We start from the raw sequence: 18,127 nt of genomic DNA on the forward strand, positions 1-18,127 counted from the left end.
CACGTTCAAACAATTAACGTGCCTAGTATTAAGACTAATTACGAATCTTAGAACCCATTAAACCGTAGTAAGCAATGTATAGATAGCACAATACCGGTAGAGCAAAAGAAATCTGCAAGCCAATATTGTCCGCTAAACCACCTTGCATCACAGGTACAATTGCACCCCCTACAATCGCTAGACATAGCAAGCCTGAGCCTCGACTGGTGTTAACGCCTAGACCTTTTAAGGCCAAACTGAAAATCGTTGGGAACATAATCGAGTTACAAAGACCCACTAATAAGATTGACCACATTGCCAGCTCACCGTCACTGCTAATGGACAGAGCGATCAATGCCGCTGCGGCAATACTGTTAAATGCCAACAGTTTACCCGCTGCAATTTTCTGCATTAATACAGCTCCTGCAAAACGACCAACCATCGCGCCACCCCAGTAGTATGCAATGTAGTGGGCCGCTTCAGACTCAGGCATGTTTGCAATGTGCTCGAGGCCAAAATAGTTTACTAAGAAACTGCCAATCGATACTTCTGCTCCCACATACATAAAGATAGCCACAGCGCCTAGCACCAAATGGCGGTATTCCATTAAGCTACTTTGCGTATTACCAATTGCTTGACTGTCCTTTTCGAGGTCCGGTGTAGGTAACGAAATACGAGTAAAGATCAAAGCCAAAATCACCAATACGATCGCTAGGCCAAAATACGGCACAATGACACTTTCGGCTTCTTGTGCTTTGCTCGCGAACTCAACCGTTGCTGAAAAAATCAGGATACTACCAATGATAGGTGCAACCGTTGTGCCTAACGAGTTAAACGCTTGCGTCATGGTTAGACGACTTGATGCGGTATCTTCAGGGCCCATAATGGTCACAAGAGGGTTGGCTGCAACCTGTAAAATAGTGATACCCGATGCCAGCACAAATAGCGCCGTTAAGAAAACCCAGTAGGTCTGTACTTTGGCTGCGCCGATAAACAGTAAACAGCCTGCGGCTGCAATCATCAGTCCAATCCCTAGACCACGTTGGAAGCCCACTTTTTTTACTAAGTTACCAGCTGGAACAGAGACCAAAAAATAGGCGCCGAAGAAGCACATCTGTATGAGCATGGCCTGTGTGTAATTTAGTGAGAAGACAGATTTAAGATGCGGGATCAAAATATCATTCAGTGATGTAATAAAACCCCACATGAAAAATAATGACGTGAGTGCGACAAGCGCGAAACGTTGTCCCGACTTGCTTTGGCCCACTGATGAAGCGTGATTGCTCATAAAACCAACCTTTTTAATCGTTATGGAAAGGGATCGTTAGTGGGCGCGGATAATAACTGAGCTAGTTTCAGAAAAGAGTTAAAAATACGTGAATGGGCGCTAAAATCCATTAATGATGCAATATCAAACCTGCTTTGTAACGCTTTCTTGCGAAGCGTTACCGCACCTATTTTTTTGTCGGAGAACCGGACTTTTGTTGGACAATGGGTAAGTAAAAAAGTGGTTACAGTTCATAGCTCTAAAGCGTACGTGCGGTGATAGCACGAGGGGCAGCAAAGTTTAAAAGGAATTATGTTACAGTGGCTGCTCCGCCGTATTTCAATCTACCTATTATAAAGATTCCAACATGCGCATTATTCAACGAGCCCTGCCTGATGGTTTAGTCAATGACTTTCCAGCGCACTTCCCAGCGACCTTGTCACGTATTTATCGATCCCGTGGCGTGACTGGGCTAAAAGAGCTGGAGTACAAACTTGCGAGTTTAGAGCATCCCAAGCAGTTTTTTGATATCGACAATGCTGCGGGCATTTTAGCGGATGCGGTTGAGCTGGGTCAGCGTATCGTTATTGTTGGCGATTTTGATGCAGACGGTGCAACGTCGACAACACTGGGCATATTGGCTTTGACCGCAATGGGGGCGATTGAGCCACAATACATTGTCCCGAACCGCTTTGAATACGGTTACGGTTTGACGCCAGAAATCGTGCTCTTAGTGCAAGAGCTGGAGGCCGATGTATTGGTCACAGTCGATAATGGTATTGCTAGTCTGGAAGGGGTTGCAGCTGCGAAAGCCGCAGGTATGAAAGTGATCGTAACCGATCATCATCTACCCGGTGATACCCTGCCGAATGCCGATGCGATTGTTAATCCTAATCATCCAGACTGTGGCTTTCCTAGCAAAGCTTTAGCTGGTGTTGGGGTGATATTTTATGTGATGTCTGCACTTCGAGCGCAACTGACCCAGCGTCAATGGTTTGAAAAAGCGCATATCCCTCGTCCTAATATGTCGGATTATCTAGATATTGTGGCGCTAGGTACGGTCGCAGATGTGGTGCCGCTGGATGCCAATAATCGCATTCTAGTGCAGCAGGGATTGGCTCGAATTCAGTCCGGGAAAGCGCGCCCTGGTATTTTAGCATTGCTGGAAATAGGGGGGCGCGAGGCGAGTCGAATCAAAGCGACGGATTTAGGTTTTGTGGTGGGCCCGAGATTGAATGCCGCTGGGCGCTTAGATGATATGTCTATTGGTATTGAATGCTTATTAGCAGAACAAACCATGTTAGCGCGATCTTATGCCGAGCAGCTGGATATGCTTAATCGTGAGCGTAAAGCCATAGAGTCCGATATGAAACTGCAGGCGGAGCGTTCCTTGCAAGATTTAGAAACAGGCAGCGAGCTCCCTTATGGTATGTGCTTTTATAAAGAGGACTGGCACCAAGGGGTAATCGGGATTCTAGCTTCACGGATGAAAGAGAAGTGCCATCGTCCTGTGATTGCCTTTGCCCAAGCGGATGAAGAGACACTAAAGGGTTCTGCTCGTTCTATTCCAGGGGTGCATATTCGTGACGCGCTGGATTTATTAGCAAAACGCCATCCTACTTTATTGTCCAAATTTGGTGGTCATGCCATGGCCGCAGGCATGTCGATTAAAACAGAAGACTACCCTGCCTTTGCTAAAGCCTTTGATAACATTATTGAAGAGTGGGTGACCCCAGAGCAACTGGAAGCAACGCTTTATACGGACGGTGCTTTAGCCGCCCAAGATTTTAGTCTGGAATTTGCTGAACAGTTACGCGTAGCTGGGCCTTGGGGGCAAGCATTTCCCGAGCCTTGTTTTGATGGCGAGTTTGAATTACTGCAACAGCGTATTGTCGGGGAAAAGCATCTTAAGCTGACGTTGCGCGATCCACAAACGAGCATGTTGATCGATGGCATACACTTTTTTGCCGATCTCACTGTCTGGCCAAATACTGCACAACGAGCACGGTTGGTTTATAAGCTGGACATTAATGAATTCCGCGGTCAACGCAATTTGCAGCTCATGGTCGATCATATCGAGCCATTGAGTTGAGTTTTAACAGAATAAATACCTAGGTATTTGCATACAGAGGGGCGGCATTCCTTTGATAATAGGATATAATCTGCGTCCCTCACTTAACCACCGAATAATTTTTGCAGGAGTTCATTCATGGCTGCACTGGTTCTTGACGGCAAACAATGCGCGAAAGAGACCGAAGAGCGTTTAGCAAAACAAGTTGCTAAACTAAAAGAACGTACCGGCGGTACTCCTATATTGGCTACGATCCTAGTAGGTGCAGATCCTTCTTCTGCTACTTACGTAAAGATGAAAGGCAATGCATGTCGCCGCGTTGGAATGGACTCTCTTGCGATTGAACTGCCGGAAACCACCACCACAGAAGAATTGCTGGCAAAGATCGAAGATCTAAACGCAAATCCTGATGTTCACGGTATTTTGCTTCAGCACCCAGTGCCTGAGCAAATCAACGAGCGCGCTTGCTTCGATGCGATTGCGGCCCATAAAGATGTCGATGGTGTTACCTGTCTTGGCTTTGGTCGTATGGCGATGAAAGAGCCTGCTTTTGGTGCAGCGACTCCCGCAGGTGTTATGCGCCTATTGGAAGCCTACGATATCGACATTGAAGGCAAGCATGCGGTTGTAGTGGGACGAAGCCCAATTCTAGGTAAACCAATGGCGATGATGCTGTTGAATGCCAATGCAACGGTGACTATTTGCCACTCGCGCACGCAAAACCTCTCTGACATCGTTAAACAAGCGGACATTATTGTTGGCGCAGTAGGCAAACCTGAACTGATCAAAGCGGATTGGATCAAAGATGGCGCCATTGTTATTGATGCTGGTTACCACCAAGGTGGCATCGGCGATATTGAGCTTGCGCCATTATATGAGCGTGCTTCAGCCATCACACCTGTTCCAGGTGGTGTTGGCCCAATGACAATCAATACATTGATTTTGCAAACACTGGAGTCTGGCTTAAAACAATTAAGCTAAGCTTGAAGTGACTGCTTATGATCCTCATATATAGATCATAAAGAGCCGTGCCCATGGGCGCGGCTTTGTTTTTTTAATTCAGACAAAAAGGTTACTCCCCATGTCCACAGAAATGTTACTGGATGCGCTGGACTTCGATTTAATTGCGGATGTATTTGTTACCGAATCTATTTCGGCATCACCGGCTGAATTGCATGGGCAACTATGTGGGTATCTGGCGTCAGGCGTCGCATTACCCTTAGAAGACTGGCTTGCGATGGTAGCGGAGTTCTGTGATATCGAAGGTTGGAAAGAAGACGCCAGTCGTGATGCGATTGTTGAACTGTATCAATCAACGATCGAATTGTACCGCAATGGTGAGTACGCATTGGTGCCTTGTATGAGCGACGATGATGCGCCACTTAGTGAACGTGGTACAACGCTAGCACAATGGGCACATGGCTTTTTAGCCGGTTACGGCTTATCTGGACATAAACCAAACTTGTCAGACGATGCGAAACAAGTACTACAAGATTTTGCCAACATCTCGGCCATGCAGGCTGATATGGAAGCTCTTGAAGAGAATAATGACAACGAAACCGATTTAATCGAACTGGTCGAATACGTTCGCTTGTCTGCCATGATGTTATATTCAGAGCACGGTAGTGTTGCGGAAAAAACGGATGCCAGCCAAGCGCCGCTTTTCCACTAATCGCACTTGAGTGAAGTAAAAGGAGTATGCAATGAAACTGTCTAAAGAAATTTATCGCGAGCGTCGTCAGCGCCTAATGAGTGCGCTCGGTGATCATACCGTTGCGGTGATTCGAGCGGGTGAGTTAGCCACGCGTAATAATGACTGCGACTATGAGTTTCGCCCGCATTCGAGCTTCTTTTACTTAACTGGATTTAATGAACCCAGCGCGATGCTGTTTATTTTACCGACAGGTGAGAGCCACATGGCTGTGCAGCCAAAAGATCCTGAGCGAGAGCAGTGGGATGGTTTTCGTCATGGCATGACTGGAGCGATGCAAACCTTTGGTATGGACCAAGCGGTTGAGCTTGATGAGTTAGACGACTTGGCTTTAGAGCTGTTCGATGGCGCTGATAAAATCGCTTTGTTAATGGAAGACGAGCTGTTGCGTGATCAAGCGTTAACTTGGCGCGATGCATTAGCAGCACGTGCTCGCCAAGGCGCTGTTGCACCAACCAGTATTGTCGACTTGAGCGATGTATTGCATGAGATGCGTCTAATTAAAGACGCTGCTGAAATCGACATTATGGAGCGCGCGGCGCAGATCAGTGTTCAAGCACACACCCAAGCCATGAAAGCGGTTGTGCCAGGGATGATGGAATACCAGTTGGAAGCAGAGCTGAACTACGTGTTTATGAAAAATGGAGCACGCGTTCCTGCATACAATAATATTGTGGCCTCTGGTTGTAATGCCTGTGTCCTACATTACATTAAAAACGATGAAGAAATTGCCGATGGCGACTTAATTCTGATTGATGCGGGTGGTGAATTAGGCTGTTACGCTTCCGATATAACCCGTACTTTCCCTGCAAACGGTAAGTTTAGTGAGCCACAGGCTCAGCTATATCAGCTGGTTTTGGATGCCTATCATGCCGGCTTAGCTCAAATGACCGTTGGTAACCCGTATGAAGCCTTTCATATCAAAGCAGTAGAAGTGTTGGTCGCAGGATTGGTAAAGCTAGGTTTGTTGCAAGGGGATGTCGAAGAGCTGATAGAGAACAAAGCCTATCGAGATTTTTACATGCACAATACTGGGCACTGGTTAGGTTTGGATGTACACGATTGTGGCCGTTATAAAGAAGCAGGTGAATCCCGCCCCTTGCAAGCGGGGATGGTTTTGACCCTTGAGCCAGGACTTTATATTAACCCAGATAATGAGTCTGTCGATGTAAAGTGGCGCGGTATTGGCATACGCATTGAAGATGACATACTCATCCGTGAAGAAGGTCCCTACGTATTAACCCACGGATTGGTAAAAGAGATTGCTGAGATTGAAGCCTTGATGGCGTCTAAATAAGTTGGAGTAGAGGTTTGGTATGGCCAGAGAATACGATGTAGTCATTGTGGGAGCCGGAATGGTTGGCGCGTTAACCGCAGTATTAACCGCTCAGAAAGGCTTAACTGTCGCTTTGATCGATAAACACTCTGGCCGTTATACGTTATCCACACCTCCAGCGTACGATGCACGCGTGAGCGCTATCTCAAAGTTATCCCAGACACTGCTTGAAGAAGCGGGCGCTTGGCAGCGTATTGCACAAGATCGCCTTGCACCCTACCATAAAATGGCGGTCTGGGATGGGCTTGGGGATGGTTATGTGGATTTCGATACACATTATCAACAGGGGCAAACGTTAGGCCAGCTTGTGGAAAACGCTGTTTTATGTAATGCCTTAATGAAAAGTGTGCACGATACACGCGGTATTGATTTGTATTTTGATGACAGTGTGGTTGCTCAACGCCAAGTAGATCAAGGTGTAGAAATAGACCTTGCTTCTGATCGTCAATTACAAGGTTCTGTGCTGGTTGCAGCGGACGGCGCGAATTCTCAAGTGCGACATCAAAATGGCTTTGAAACGGTCGAATGGGACTATGGTCATCACGCTATTGTGACGACGGTTGAGATTGATCAGCCGCATGAAGGTACGGCATGGCAAGCGTTTGGAGAGGAAGGCATTTTAGCCTTTTTACCTTTGCCGAGTGTCGATGACAAACATTACGTGTCGATTGTTTGGTCAGTAGCGCCTAATGATGCTGAGCAGTTGGTGGCCTTAGAAGAGGCCGATTTCTGTAAGCGCTTAACGTATGCCATTAATCGCCGTTTTTCTGCGCTGTCGATTACGGTTCCTCGAATGGCAATCCCGTTGCGTCAGCGTCATGCAAAGCAGTATGTGCAAGAGGGGATTGCCTTAATTGGTGATGCGGCCCATACGATTCATCCTTTAGCAGGGCAAGGTGCAAATCTTGGTTTTGCCGATGTCAGTGCGTTGGTGCCTATTCTGGTAAAAGCGCATCAGCGTGGAGAAACGCTCGGATCGATGAAGGTCCTGCGCCGCTATCAGCGTGCGCGTATGTTGGATAATATTGCTATGTCGGCATCGATGGAAGCCTTCAAACGAATGTTCACGACGCAACAGCCTATTGTTGTACAGCTGCGTAATATGGGGATGAAGGTGTGCCATTCATCGTCGACTATTAAGCGTCAGTTGGTGGCTCATGCCTCCGGTATTCGCTAACGTCAGAAAAGCGATTAATTAACGACCTAATAACCGTTTAAAAGAGAACCTTAGTTCTCTTTTTTTGTCTATTCATCCCGTGAATTTTGTTTTTTGGCAAGTCTGCAACGATCAAAGCGGAAAAGCTATGTAAATAAAAACAGTTTTCATTTATAGTGATATTTAAATAGTTTAGCCACAACTCATATGTGTCGAGCCTCAGAATTTATAAGGTTGTAACAATGAATGCATTAGTAAGCGTATCTGGCGCGTCTGCGCGCACTTTGGTTAGTAAAAGTATCTCAATGGCTCTAGTGGCCGGTGCTGTGTTAGGCAGTACGCTGGTCACTGCAGCGGGTGAAGTGAATGTTTACTCGGCGCGAAAAGAAGCGTTGATTGCACCAGCGTTAGACGCTTTTTCAAAAGCCAATGATGTGACAGTAAATCTTGTTACAGGTAATGCCGATGCGTTGTTGCGTCGTTTACAAGTTGAGGGCAGTGCAAGCCCTGCCGATGTTTTTATCACAGTCGACGCGGGTCGTTTATACCGTGCTAAAGCAGCGGGTGTGTTGCAACCTTTTGAAACCGATGTGCTGAATGATGTCGTGCCTGACAACTTACATGATCGTGATGGGTATTGGTATGGACTGTCACAGCGTGCACGTGTGATTTTCTATAATCCAGAAAAAGTAGATGCAAGTGAGCTATCGACTTACGAAGCTCTGGCTGATCCTAAATGGAAAGGTCGTATCTGTGCGCGGTCTTCTTCGAATATCTATAACCAATCACTTGTAGCGTCAATGATTGAAGCGGATGGAAAAGAAGCGACTCAAGAATGGGTAAAAGGTTTTGTTGCCAACTTGGCTCGTCCGCCATTTGGTGGTGATACCGATCAGCTCAAAGCCGTTGCTGCTGGCGTGTGCGATGTGACCTTGGCGAATACGTATTACTTTGGCCGCCTAGGACAAAGCGATAAGGCATCAGATCGCGCTGTATATGATCAAGTTGCGTTATTTTGGCCCAACCAAACGGAAGGCGATCGTGGGGCTCATGTCAATGTAAGTGGCATTGGCTTAACAACCTCAGCGACAAATATCGACAATGCTAAGTTGTTAGTGGAATACTTAACGAATCATGAAAGCCAAGAGTGGTACGCTAACGTTAATAACGAATACCCTGTTATTGACGGTGTTGCTCCACCAAAGAGCCTGCAACCATTTGGCGAATTTAAAGCTGACTCTATGTCTCTAAGTGTTCTAGGCGATAATAACCGTATGGCGGTTGAGATGATGGATACAGCGGGCTGGAAATAATCTCACTGAACTAGAGTAAGTGTATTAATGTCGACATTGACTCAAGCAAATCCTGCTGTGCAAAGCCGTAGCAGGATTTCTTTATTGAAGCTCAGCGCAATTACGATTGCGTTGTTACTGGCTGTGCCTGTGTTGATCATTTTGGTCAATATTTTTTTAGGTGGCAGTGGGGTATGGCAGCATTTATTAGATACTTTGCTGTTTGATTACATTTCCAATTCCCTTTTACTCATGTTGGGCGTCACCCTAGGGACACTTGCCATGGGGGTCCCTGCGGCTTGGTTAACAAGTGTGTGTAATTTCCCGGGACGATCGATGTTCGCTTGGGCGCTACTCTTGCCTCTTGCGATGCCCGCTTACATCATTGCGTATACCTACACGGGCTTATTTGATTTTGCTGGCCCTGTACAAACCTTTATTCGTGATGTAACAGGATTAGGGTACGGTGAGTATTGGTTCTTTGAAATGCGCTCTTTAGGCGGCGCTTTTGCGATGCTTTCGTTAGTACTGTATCCATACGTGTATTTAATGAGTCGTGCGGCGTTTCTAGAACAATCGGCGAATACTTTAGAAGTGTGCCGTACACTTGGTTATTCCGCGCCGCAGGCCTTTTTTCGTTTAGCATTGCCAATGGCCAGACCTGCGATCGTAGCGGGTGTGACATTGGCGATGATGGAAACCTTAGCCGATTACGGTACGGTACAGTATTTTGGTGTGACGACTTTTACGACGGGCATCATGCGAACTTTTTATGGGTTTGGTGATTTGGCTGCTGCATCGCAGCTGGCCGGTATCTTGTTGTTATTTGTCGCCGTGCTTATTTTTTCTGAGCGCTACTCCCGCAGAAAAATTTCTTACCATACTTCAGGGCTGCGTAAAGCCAGCCAACGCAAAATCGAGTTACGCGGGGTGTATGGTGTCGCGGCGTTTACGGCGTGTGCTATTCCTGTTTTAGCGGGCTTTGTTATCCCTGCCTTGGTGCTGTTCTATTGGGCTATGTTTGAAGCCGAAGCAGTGGGTTGGGACTTTATACAGCTCGCTTGGAACTCATTCTATTTGGCGGCTCTAGCAGCTATGATCGCGGTCTCGTTAGCTATGGTGTTGGCGTATGCTGGGCGATTGAATAAAGAGAAAAGTGTACAAACAGCGATTGTAACCTCAGGCATGGGCTATGCTTTACCTGGTACTATTATTGCTATTGGGGTTATTGTCCCCTTGGCATGGCTAGATCATCGAATTATTGAATTTTTTCAACATGTGTTTGAGATCAAAATCGGGTTGTTTTTCTCTGGTACTATTGCTGCGTTATTATTTGCTTATACTGTTCGCTTTATGGCAGTGTCGTTAGGCTCGGTTCAAAGTGGCCTAGGAAAAGTAAAACCAAGTATGGACATGGCTGGTCGCTCATTAGGTTGTACGCCAGCCCAAGTATTGCGCCGTATCCATGTGCCTTTGTTAAAAAGCTCTGTGCTCACAGCATTATTAATCGTTTTTGTTGATGTCTTAAAAGAGTTGCCAGCAACATTAATTTTGCGTCCATTTAACTTTAATACGCTTGCCGTGAGAGCATTTGAGCTGGCTTCTGATGAGCGTCTAGTAGATGCTGCACCAGCATCATTAATGATTGTCGCGGTAGGCCTAATTCCAGTGATTTTGTTAAGCCGATCTATTTCATCCAGTGCACAGCATGAGGCTTAATGAGGTATAACATGACAGCAATGCCACCGAATAAAATGTTAAAAGAACTCAAATTAAGCAATATCGCTGTGGGCTACCAAGGTATCCCTGTAGTGCAAGAGGCTAACTTTCGAATTATCGAAGGTCAGATAGGCTGTTTACTCGGGCCAAGTGGTTGCGGCAAATCTACCTTACTACGGGCTATTGCTGGTTTTGAGCCGCTAATGGGCGGTGAAATCACATTGGATAATGAGGTGCTGTCCTCGGCTACGGAAACACTGAGCCCTGAAAAGCGCAGTATTGGTATGGTGTTTCAAGATATTGCCTTATTTCCGCATTTAACCATTGGTGCCAATATTGCCTTTGGCCTAAAAGGCTGGTCGAAGAAAGAGGTTCAGGCTCGAATTGAATACTTGCTCGAGCTTGTTGGCTTAGAGGGTTATAACGAACGCTATCCGCACTCCTTATCAGGAGGGCAGCAACAGCGTGTTGCGTTGGCGCGTGCCATTGCCCCAAAACCAAAACTCTTACTCATGGATGAGCCGTTCTCAGGGCTTGATGCGAAGCTTCGAGAAGAGCTTGTGCCCGATATTCGTGCCATATTACAGCATGAAAAAGTCAGTGCGATTCTTGTAACGCATGATCAAGCGGAAGCCTTTGCGATGGCGGATCAGGTGGCCATTATGGAAGCCGGTCGCATTCTACAAGTGGGAACGCCCTATGAGATTTATCATGAACCGGTTTCTCGTTTTGTGGCGATGTTTATTGGTCAGGGGGACTTCTTGCCAGCCGTTGTGTGTGGTGATAACTGTGTGCATTCTGATCTAGGTGAGATTCACGGGGATATGGAGCATGGCTTTAAGTCAGGTGCGAAAGTGGATTTACTGGTTCGCCCAGATGATATCCTGCACGATGATGACAGCGCCTTTAAAGGCCTAATTGTCAGTAAATGGTTCCGTGGGTCTTACTTTTTATATCGTGTGAAATTGCCTTCTGGAAAAGTAACTTATTGTTTTGCGTCCTCGCATCATAATCATTCTATTGGTCAAGAAATTGGCTTAAGCGTCAATTTAGATCACCTAGTGATGTTTCCTACCCATTGAGTGGCTGTCAAACTTAACAAAGCGCCTCAGGCGCTTCGTTAAGTTTGAAGGTTTAAAGATTGCCAATACCTTGTTCGCGACAGGTATCGATAATTCCTTCGAAGTCATATTCGGTAAGCGATAAATGCTCTAATGCAAAGTGCCCTATTTGCATCCATTCATAATCTTCAGCGGCTTTACCAAGATGTTTATACGTCGTGCTGATGTGCTCCGCCATTTTCAAAATAGACATAAAGGTAAGGTACTTAGTATCGCCTGCAATGCGTTCATTGTAGAGCTTTTGCGCACGGTGATGATGAGCAATGACATAACAGCACGCTTTGGGCAGGGCCCAAGATTTAGCCAGATAGTAACCGACAACCGAATGATTGGTGCGAAAGGTGCGGTTTTCAATATCGGTTAGTTCAAAGTCATGGCTTTGATAACCTTCTTCTAGCACTGCTTTGTAGCCGTCAAACCGGCTCATCATAAGTGGAATGCCTGCATTGTGAAACAAACCTAAGGCATAACACTCGTCTTGATACTTGAAGCCAATTTGATGGGCGATACTAGAACAGACGGCTGCAACATCCATCGCGTTGTCCCAGAAGTTATGCATCTCTTCAATAGCACCATCGGAGAGCTCACCTTTTACAGCTAAGCCATTCACAATATTAGAGATAGAGTTTATGCCTAACATCATCACGGCTTGTTTAATCGAGGATATTTTACGAGGTAACCCGTAATAAGCCGAATTCACAAATTTCAGTACGGCGGCGGATAAACCAACATCTTGTGAGATGATTTGTGCGATGCGGTTCATATCCGGCTCTGGCATCACTTGTTCCATATGTAGGTCAACCATGACCTGCGGCTGAGGAGGGATAGCGATACCCTGAAGCACGCGTTTGAGTTGATCGTCATTTATGCCAGTAGACATCGAAACCTCTTTTTTTGAATCTACTTAATGAAAAGATCACGAAATACACCATTATCGTAGAAATCCAACACTGAACAATTATAATAGCGTTTTTTACGTAACCTTGGTGAGAATTTTGAGTGTAATTAGGTTAAAAGGGCAAGCGGACAGAAGGCTTCGTGCTGGCCATCAGTGGATTTATAGCAATGAAGTAAACATGGATGCGACGCCTTTAAAGCAGTTTAATGCTGGAGATCAAGTAATTGTTGAAACGGCCCAAGGTAAACCTTTGGGTGTAGCAATGATTAACCCTAATACACTGATCTGTGGTCGTTTGATTAGCCGTAGCGTTGATACAGTGTTAAACAAATCGACTCTTATTCATCGATTGAAAATTGCGTTGTCGCTGCGTGATATGACATACCCTGAACCATACTACCGTTTGGTTTTTGGTGACTCAGATGGCTTATCTGGTCTGGTTGTCGATCGCTTTGCTGATATTCTAGTGGTACAAATCTCTACTGCTGGCATTGAACGTATAAAGGACGAAGTCATTGAAGCGTTGCAAGAAGTGGTTAAACCAAGCGCCATTTTGATGAAAAACGATGGCAAAATGCGCAACGTTGAAGGGTTAGATACCTACGTTGAAGAAGTATTTGGTCATGTGCCAGAAGTCGTTTACCTAAAAGAAAACGATGTACTTTTCCAAGCGCCAGTTTGGGATGGTCAAAAAACAGGTTGGTTCTACGACCATCGTGAAAACCGCAAAACCATGCAAACCTTCTGTTCAGGTAAGCGCGTTTTAGATGTGTTCTCTTACGTGGGCGGTTGGGGTGTCCAAGCTGCTGCAGCCGGTGCCACGGATGTGACTTTCATAGATGCGTCGGAAGCGGCACTTGATCATGTGGATGCGAACCTTGTTTTAAACCAGTACGAAGGTGAATCCAACCTTTTGCAAGGCGATGCTTTTGAAGCGATGCAGTCTTTGATCGAAGAGAAGCAACGTTTCGATGTCGTCGTTATGGACCCACCAGCGTTTATTGCACGCCGTAAAGACATTAAAGCTGGAGAAGGGGCTTATCATCGCGCAAATCAATTAGCGATGCGATTGGTTGCAAAAGGTGGCATTCTTGTATCTGGCTCATGCTCAATGCATTTAGAAACGAGCCGTTTGCATGACATCGTACGCAGTAACAGTCGTCAGCTAGAGCGCTTCTCTCAGTTAGTCTACCGCGGAACGCAAGCGCCCGATCATCCGGTGCATCCTGCGATTCCTGAAACGGAATATCTAAAAGCACTGTTCTATCGAATACATAACAATATGGGCTTATAAGTCTTCAGAGAAATTAGGCCATCAATAAAGCTGGATCTTGCTGATGAGGTTCAGCTTCTTGACACTAAATGGTAAGGTATTCGTAAGTGTTACTTTGATAGACAGCAATTTTATGTGGCTGTAATAGAATCTTCTCCGCTATTAAAAGGAGCTTATCCCAGCCTAATTTGGCACCGAAATAGATAAGCTGTTACGGAATTAAACAAGGAGATTTCAATGGATTTTAAACAAGTTAAAACAATTTTCATGGATGTGCTGCAAAACTACAAAAACTTTGAAGGACGTAGCCGTCGTAAAGAGTTCTGGGTTTTCCAATTTTGTACCTTTCTAATTACGCTTCCATTTAGCATTGTCGGCGGTATTATTGGTTTGTCGCTTCTTGGCTTAATTGTTTCGTTGATCTTTTTAGTGCCTAACGTTGCAGTTTGTATTCGCCGGTTGCATGACACGGGGCGAAGTGGTTGGTTTCTACTGTTAACTTTCATCCCTGTTGTTGGCGCTCTGGTACTGCTGTACTTCTTTTTACAAGACAGCCATTCAGAAACCAATGACTTCGGCGTATCGCCAAAAGTAGCCATGACTTAGTGTTTTATGTAAAGGAAGCCATAGCGCTGTGGCTTCCTTTTCACCTTAACTGACTTAATAAAAGTATGACCTATCGATTTCTAGGCAGACTGTCTCTACTGATCTTTCTCTTAATAATGCTTATCTATTCGGCAGTAGTGTGGTGTATCTGGCACTATGATACGAAGCCGATAAATCCTCGCGCTGATGCCGCCGTTGTACTTGGTGCTTCGACAACGCCTTCAGGCCCTTCTCTGGTGTATCGTGCCCGTATTGATCACGCTATTGATCTTTACCGACAAGGGGCCGTTAACTCAATCATTCTCACTGGCGGTATGATCAAAGGTCAGGCGTCCTCTGATGCTAAAATTGCTCAGAGATATGCATCTTCAGCGGGCGTTCCTATTGATGATCTTTTGATTGAAGAGCAGTCGAAAACCACCAAGCAAAACTTAATATACATGCTTGAATTAGCAGATGAGTATGATATCCACTCTTTTGTGATTGTCAGTGATCCACTTCATCTGATGCGTGCTATGGCTATGGCGGATGACTTGGGAGTGAAGGCGATTGCTTCCGGAACGCCCACCAGTCGCTATGTAAGTTGGTCAGTTAAGATGGAATTCGCGCTCAGAGAGGCCTATTACTATCTCGCGTATCAAATATTTGGCTCTGTTCTTTCAAGTAGTTCAAATATCAGCAATGCTTCATCTAAGCAGCTTTAGAGCTAGATTTGCTATGGCGTATTTTTCAGTTGCGTTCGAATACGGCTTAAAGCAATAGGGGTAATGCCAATATAGGATGCAATTTGTTGTTTAGGTAATGTGTCTTTTAATTCAGAGAAATCTCGGCAAAAATCCAAGTATCGCTGCGTCGCAGAATGTTTCACCATGGCATGCTCTTTTTGTTCCTTGACAATGAAGATACTTTCTAAGAACTTAATATAGGCTTGAGTAAACGCTAGATCCTGACACATTTGTTGATAAAAGGATTGCCATGAAAATGAAAAGGCAACACTGTCCACAACAGCCTCAATATTAAAAGATGCAGGCTGAGCAAGCGTCAGTGCACGAGTCGAACCTACCAGCTTAGGCGCTTTGGCCAGTGTTTGAGTGTATTCTTTGCCACTTTCGGAGAGGCTGTAATAACGCACTAAACCACAGCTCAGAAAAAACATGTTTGCGCTTGTCTCACCTTGATTTAATAAGCATTCTCCTTTACTAAGCGAATGCACTTTGATCTCAAGCGTCAACGAATCCCAGTGGATACCTTGTTGATACTGGTCGAAAAAGTGCATCAGTTGATGCGTCAAATATTGTTTGTCCATATCTCTATTCCGAGCGTGTTGCCTGATGACTGTCTATCATTAGGATTGCCAGTAGCACCATGAAAGCGCCGATCATGAAACCATAAGAAAAGAGCAATATGGCTTCGCTTTGTGTGGCTTGATAAATAGCCACCCAAATCGGTATGGTATAGCTAAACGCCAGTAGACGTGATGCGCCCCCATAACGAATAACGAGTTGTTGCAGTACAAAGGTGAGTAGCGTCGTAAACAGTGTCAAATAGATAAGTAGTAGCCAAAATTTAGAGGCTTGCCAAGCGACATGACTTAAATCGCCCCAAGTTAGGGTAATTGGAATGAGCCAAGCCGAGCCAAACAGCATGATTCTATAAGCGCCTTCAAAAGCGGCGACGTGTCCTCCCCAGTGCTGCACACTAATGATATGCAAAGCCAATAATCCACACGCGATAAAATAAATGGCATCGCCAATATGCCAGACCATTTGACCTTCGCGAGTAAAGACTAAGACACTGATTGCACCAGCGGATCCAATCATATACCCCAGCCAATGTTTGAACGACGTACGCTGACCAAAAGCGAACATTAGCATGGCACCTAATAACGGTACGAAAGTATACATGACTGAGGTATTCAAAGAAGACGTTGTTTTCAAAGCGGTAAAAAGTCCAATGAAGAACCCGACTAAGGACCCGCTTATCAGTAAATAGCGAAGCGTTAAAATAGGCGATTTGAACACGGTTATCAGAGAGCTTTTAGTTGAGCGTTGGATGAAAAAGTAGATTGGCGACATGACTAGCAGCGCTAAGGTAAAGCGTAGTCCTGTTGTCGCCAGAGGTGACGCGTAGGGTGTGATATAGGCCGAGGCAATAAAAGATGAAGCCATCAACCAAGCCCAAAGCAACGCCACTAGAATAGAATGCATAATGGCTTCCTTTAGTTTTTCGTGATTTCTAGCTTTGGGGCGATATGGTGAGTAAATAGAAATTCACAAAGCTCGGGTTCGATACAAAGATCAAAGGTGTGTCGGAGCACTCCAAATAATTTTTCCGGCGAATCAATAATTGAGACAGATTCAGAAGATTCTGTGGCATGTTTAAATCTTTGATTGGCGAGAGAGAATGTTTCCGTAGGCGTTTTCTGACTTACCACGACATTATTTACAAATACGGCGGAAGAGTGTTTATGCGAGTAAAAATGTCCGACTTCGCAGTCCGCATCACTGTACTGAGCAAGATCAAAGCGGTACAAGATGAAAGGCTCGCCTTCTTTAAGTAACAGTAATTCGTACTCATTGTGATTGGTGGCTCGAATTTGGTAATACTCAAGTCCTGCTTTTTGAGGTGTCTTACGGTTAAAAGCAATGGGTAAAATAGGACACGTCGCACCAAATCCAACATCCACTAAATATGTTTCCCCCGCGCACTCAACGATGGTCAATCGATGCGTTCTAGGTACCGGTCGTTCGTTGTTATTAATGACTTTTGCCAGAACCAAACGGACGTTGAAGCCCCACTCGGCAAGTGCTTCATAGGCGATTTTGTTATGTTCAAAGCAGTAGCCTCCCGCACCGCGCTGAACGACTTTTTTGAGTATGGATTGACTGTCTAGTGGTAGATCTTTGTGTAGTAAAACGGCTAAGTTGTTAAATGTGAAACGCTCAATATGATGCACTGTAAAAGTGTTTAAAAAGTCTAAATTAGGCTCTTGAGGACGAGCCAGATTTAGCGCTTTTAAATAGTCGGTGTAAGTCATTGTTATTCAGCTCCTACGCTAAGAATTGAACAAAATCTTGGCTTGGAATACGAACTTTTGTTGGAAGTTCAAGCGAGTCATTTCGGTAGCCAACAGCGCAAATGACGCAGGTGTTCAAGCCTTGGTTTTCAAAGCCCAAAAGCTGATTAAACGCCTCTACGTCGAAGCCAGTCATAGGGCATGTGTCGATGCCTTGTGTGGCCGCTTCTGTCAACAAAGAACCCAGAGCAATATAAGCTTGCTGTTGCGCCCAGTTTTGTTGCTCTTGATGGCTTTTAGCTGCTATTGCAGATTTAATGTGATCAGAATAACCATCTAGACTGCCTATCTCAGCTTCTGTTTGCTCATAGTAGTGTTGAAAGTATTGATCAACGAGCTCATCACCAATCTTAGTTTGATGAGCGAATACAATTAAATGTGAGCATTCGTGGAGTTGGGGTTGATCAAATGCATGCTTAGCAAGTTGTTCAAGCAGGATTGGGTTTTCTATTACCCATACCTGATAAGGTTGTAAACCGTAAGAAGAGACGGAAAGTCTGGCCGCTTCCGTCAGGTCAGTAACCTGCGCTTTGGATACTTTTTGGCTGGAAAAGTGCTTTAATGAATGCCGCCACTTCAAAGCTGGGAGTGTACTCATAACCTATTACCTCTGAATGTATTA

General features: G+C 45.3%; 17 protein-coding genes. 11 read left to right on the plus strand and 6 right to left on the minus strand.

Going from position 1 to position 18,127, the window contains the following annotated elements; genetic code table 11:
- Positions 1–34 precede the first annotated feature (34 nt).
- Positions 35–1,267: a sugar MFS transporter gene (locus AYW76_RS16105; RefSeq protein WP_067222988.1), complete on the minus strand. Its 1,233-nt coding sequence runs from the start codon at positions 1,265–1,267 to the stop codon at positions 35–37.
- 346 nt (positions 1,268–1,613) lie between these two features.
- On the opposite strand from AYW76_RS16105, the gene recJ reads away from it, so the two are divergent.
- The 8 genes from recJ (at position 1,614) to AYW76_RS16145 (ending at position 11,613) form a co-directional block, all read left to right on the plus strand.
- Entirely contained in the window at positions 1,614–3,338 is a 1,725-nt protein-coding gene (gene recJ, locus AYW76_RS16110; RefSeq protein ID WP_067222991.1) for a single-stranded-DNA-specific exonuclease RecJ, read from the plus strand.
- Positions 3,339–3,455: 117 nt separating this feature from the next.
- Positions 3,456–4,298: a bifunctional methylenetetrahydrofolate dehydrogenase/methenyltetrahydrofolate cyclohydrolase FolD gene (folD, locus tag AYW76_RS16115; protein ID WP_067033635.1), complete on the plus strand. Its 843-nt coding sequence runs from the start codon at positions 3,456–3,458 to the stop codon at positions 4,296–4,298.
- Between the two features lie 100 nt (positions 4,299–4,398).
- Positions 4,399–4,989, plus strand: a complete 591-nt coding sequence (locus AYW76_RS16120; RefSeq protein WP_067222995.1) for a UPF0149 family protein — start codon at positions 4,399–4,401, stop codon at positions 4,987–4,989.
- A 31-nt stretch (positions 4,990–5,020) separates the two neighbouring features.
- On the plus strand, positions 5,021–6,325 hold the full coding sequence (locus AYW76_RS16125; protein WP_067222998.1) for an aminopeptidase P N-terminal domain-containing protein: 1,305 nt from the start codon (positions 5,021–5,023) through the stop codon (positions 6,323–6,325).
- A gap of 19 nt (positions 6,326–6,344) precedes the next feature.
- The gene (locus AYW76_RS16130; RefSeq protein ID WP_067223002.1) at positions 6,345–7,541 is read left to right on the plus strand and encodes a UbiH/UbiF/VisC/COQ6 family ubiquinone biosynthesis hydroxylase; all 1,197 of its coding nucleotides are present in this window, start codon (positions 6,345–6,347) and stop codon (positions 7,539–7,541) included.
- Between the two features lie 284 nt (positions 7,542–7,825).
- Positions 7,826–8,833, plus strand: a complete 1,008-nt coding sequence (locus AYW76_RS16135; protein ID WP_067223054.1) for a Fe(3+) ABC transporter substrate-binding protein — start codon at positions 7,826–7,828, stop codon at positions 8,831–8,833.
- Between the two features lie 27 nt (positions 8,834–8,860).
- The gene (locus AYW76_RS16140; RefSeq protein WP_067223006.1) at positions 8,861–10,531 is read left to right on the plus strand and encodes an ABC transporter permease; all 1,671 of its coding nucleotides are present in this window, start codon (positions 8,861–8,863) and stop codon (positions 10,529–10,531) included.
- A gap of 11 nt (positions 10,532–10,542) precedes the next feature.
- On the plus strand, positions 10,543–11,613 hold the full coding sequence (locus AYW76_RS16145) for an ABC transporter ATP-binding protein (RefSeq protein ID WP_067033649.1): 1,071 nt from the start codon (positions 10,543–10,545) through the stop codon (positions 11,611–11,613).
- A gap of 52 nt (positions 11,614–11,665) precedes the next feature.
- Here AYW76_RS16145 and AYW76_RS16150 read toward each other — a convergent pair whose 3' ends face one another.
- Positions 11,666–12,532, minus strand: a complete 867-nt coding sequence (locus AYW76_RS16150; RefSeq protein ID WP_067033652.1) for an HDOD domain-containing protein — start codon at positions 12,530–12,532, stop codon at positions 11,666–11,668.
- Positions 12,533–12,647: 115 nt separating this feature from the next.
- Here AYW76_RS16150 and AYW76_RS16155 point away from each other — a divergent pair, with 115 nt between their 5' ends.
- From AYW76_RS16155 to AYW76_RS16165, 3 genes are all read left to right on the plus strand, one after another.
- A complete protein-coding gene (locus tag AYW76_RS16155; protein ID WP_067033655.1) occupies positions 12,648–13,844 on the plus strand; it encodes a class I SAM-dependent rRNA methyltransferase in 1,197 nt (398 codons plus the stop codon).
- Between the two features lie 216 nt (positions 13,845–14,060).
- Positions 14,061–14,429: a DUF805 domain-containing protein gene (locus AYW76_RS16160; RefSeq protein ID WP_067223010.1), complete on the plus strand. Its 369-nt coding sequence runs from the start codon at positions 14,061–14,063 to the stop codon at positions 14,427–14,429.
- A 116-nt stretch (positions 14,430–14,545) separates the two neighbouring features.
- The gene (locus AYW76_RS16165; RefSeq protein WP_197467842.1) at positions 14,546–15,133 is read left to right on the plus strand and encodes a YdcF family protein; all 588 of its coding nucleotides are present in this window, start codon (positions 14,546–14,548) and stop codon (positions 15,131–15,133) included.
- Positions 15,134–15,144: 11 nt separating this feature from the next.
- Here the strand turns inward: AYW76_RS16165 and AYW76_RS16170 are convergent, their stop codons facing one another.
- The 4 genes from AYW76_RS16170 to AYW76_RS16185 are packed head-to-tail and all read right to left on the minus strand — an operon-like array spanning position 15,145 to position 18,103.
- The gene (locus tag AYW76_RS16170; RefSeq protein ID WP_067223017.1) at positions 15,145–15,735 is read right to left on the minus strand and encodes a Crp/Fnr family transcriptional regulator; all 591 of its coding nucleotides are present in this window, start codon (positions 15,733–15,735) and stop codon (positions 15,145–15,147) included.
- A 4-nt stretch (positions 15,736–15,739) separates the two neighbouring features.
- Positions 15,740–16,636 carry a DMT family transporter gene (locus AYW76_RS16175; protein WP_067033665.1) on the minus strand — a complete coding sequence of 299 codons (897 nt, stop codon included), beginning with the start codon at positions 16,634–16,636 and terminating at the stop codon, positions 15,740–15,742.
- Between the two features lie 11 nt (positions 16,637–16,647).
- Positions 16,648–17,466, minus strand: coding sequence for an arylamine N-acetyltransferase family protein (locus AYW76_RS16180; protein ID WP_067033668.1), 819 nt, complete (start codon positions 17,464–17,466; stop codon positions 16,648–16,650).
- A gap of 13 nt (positions 17,467–17,479) precedes the next feature.
- Entirely contained in the window at positions 17,480–18,103 is a 624-nt protein-coding gene (locus AYW76_RS16185) for a nitroreductase family protein (RefSeq protein ID WP_067223021.1), read from the minus strand.
- Between the last annotated feature and the right edge of the window lie 24 nt (positions 18,104–18,127).

The organism is Marinomonas gallaica, assembly GCF_001639745.1.
GTDB lineage: Bacteria > Pseudomonadota > Gammaproteobacteria > Pseudomonadales > Marinomonadaceae > Marinomonas > Marinomonas gallaica.

What these genes read in the sequence shown, in the direction of transcription:
- AYW76_RS16105 (WP_067222988.1), bottom strand. Translation starts at nt 1,267, where the DNA reads ATGAGCAATCACGCTTCATCAGTGGGCCAAAGCAAGTCGGGACAACGT.
- recJ (WP_067222991.1), top strand. Translation starts at nt 1,614, where the DNA reads ATGCGCATTATTCAACGAGCCCTGCCTGATGGTTTAGTCAATGACTTT.
- folD (WP_067033635.1), top strand. Translation starts at nt 3,456, where the DNA reads ATGGCTGCACTGGTTCTTGACGGCAAACAATGCGCGAAAGAGACCGAA.
- AYW76_RS16120 (WP_067222995.1), top strand. Translation starts at nt 4,399, where the DNA reads ATGTCCACAGAAATGTTACTGGATGCGCTGGACTTCGATTTAATTGCG.
- AYW76_RS16125 (WP_067222998.1), top strand. Translation starts at nt 5,021, where the DNA reads ATGAAACTGTCTAAAGAAATTTATCGCGAGCGTCGTCAGCGCCTAATG.
- AYW76_RS16130 (WP_067223002.1), top strand. Translation starts at nt 6,345, where the DNA reads ATGGCCAGAGAATACGATGTAGTCATTGTGGGAGCCGGAATGGTTGGC.
- AYW76_RS16135 (WP_067223054.1), top strand. Translation starts at nt 7,826, where the DNA reads ATGGCTCTAGTGGCCGGTGCTGTGTTAGGCAGTACGCTGGTCACTGCA.
- AYW76_RS16140 (WP_067223006.1), top strand. Translation starts at nt 8,861, where the DNA reads ATGTCGACATTGACTCAAGCAAATCCTGCTGTGCAAAGCCGTAGCAGG.
- AYW76_RS16145 (WP_067033649.1), top strand. Translation starts at nt 10,543, where the DNA reads ATGACAGCAATGCCACCGAATAAAATGTTAAAAGAACTCAAATTAAGC.
- AYW76_RS16150 (WP_067033652.1), bottom strand. Translation starts at nt 12,532, where the DNA reads ATGTCTACTGGCATAAATGACGATCAACTCAAACGCGTGCTTCAGGGT.
- AYW76_RS16160 (WP_067223010.1), top strand. Translation starts at nt 14,061, where the DNA reads ATGGATTTTAAACAAGTTAAAACAATTTTCATGGATGTGCTGCAAAAC.
- AYW76_RS16165 (WP_197467842.1), top strand. Translation starts at nt 14,546, where the DNA reads ATGCTTATCTATTCGGCAGTAGTGTGGTGTATCTGGCACTATGATACG.
- AYW76_RS16170 (WP_067223017.1), bottom strand. Translation starts at nt 15,735, where the DNA reads ATGGACAAACAATATTTGACGCATCAACTGATGCACTTTTTCGACCAG.
- AYW76_RS16175 (WP_067033665.1), bottom strand. Translation starts at nt 16,636, where the DNA reads ATGCATTCTATTCTAGTGGCGTTGCTTTGGGCTTGGTTGATGGCTTCA.
- AYW76_RS16180 (WP_067033668.1), bottom strand. Translation starts at nt 17,466, where the DNA reads ATGACTTACACCGACTATTTAAAAGCGCTAAATCTGGCTCGTCCTCAA.
- AYW76_RS16185 (WP_067223021.1), bottom strand. Translation starts at nt 18,103, where the DNA reads ATGAGTACACTCCCAGCTTTGAAGTGGCGGCATTCATTAAAGCACTTT.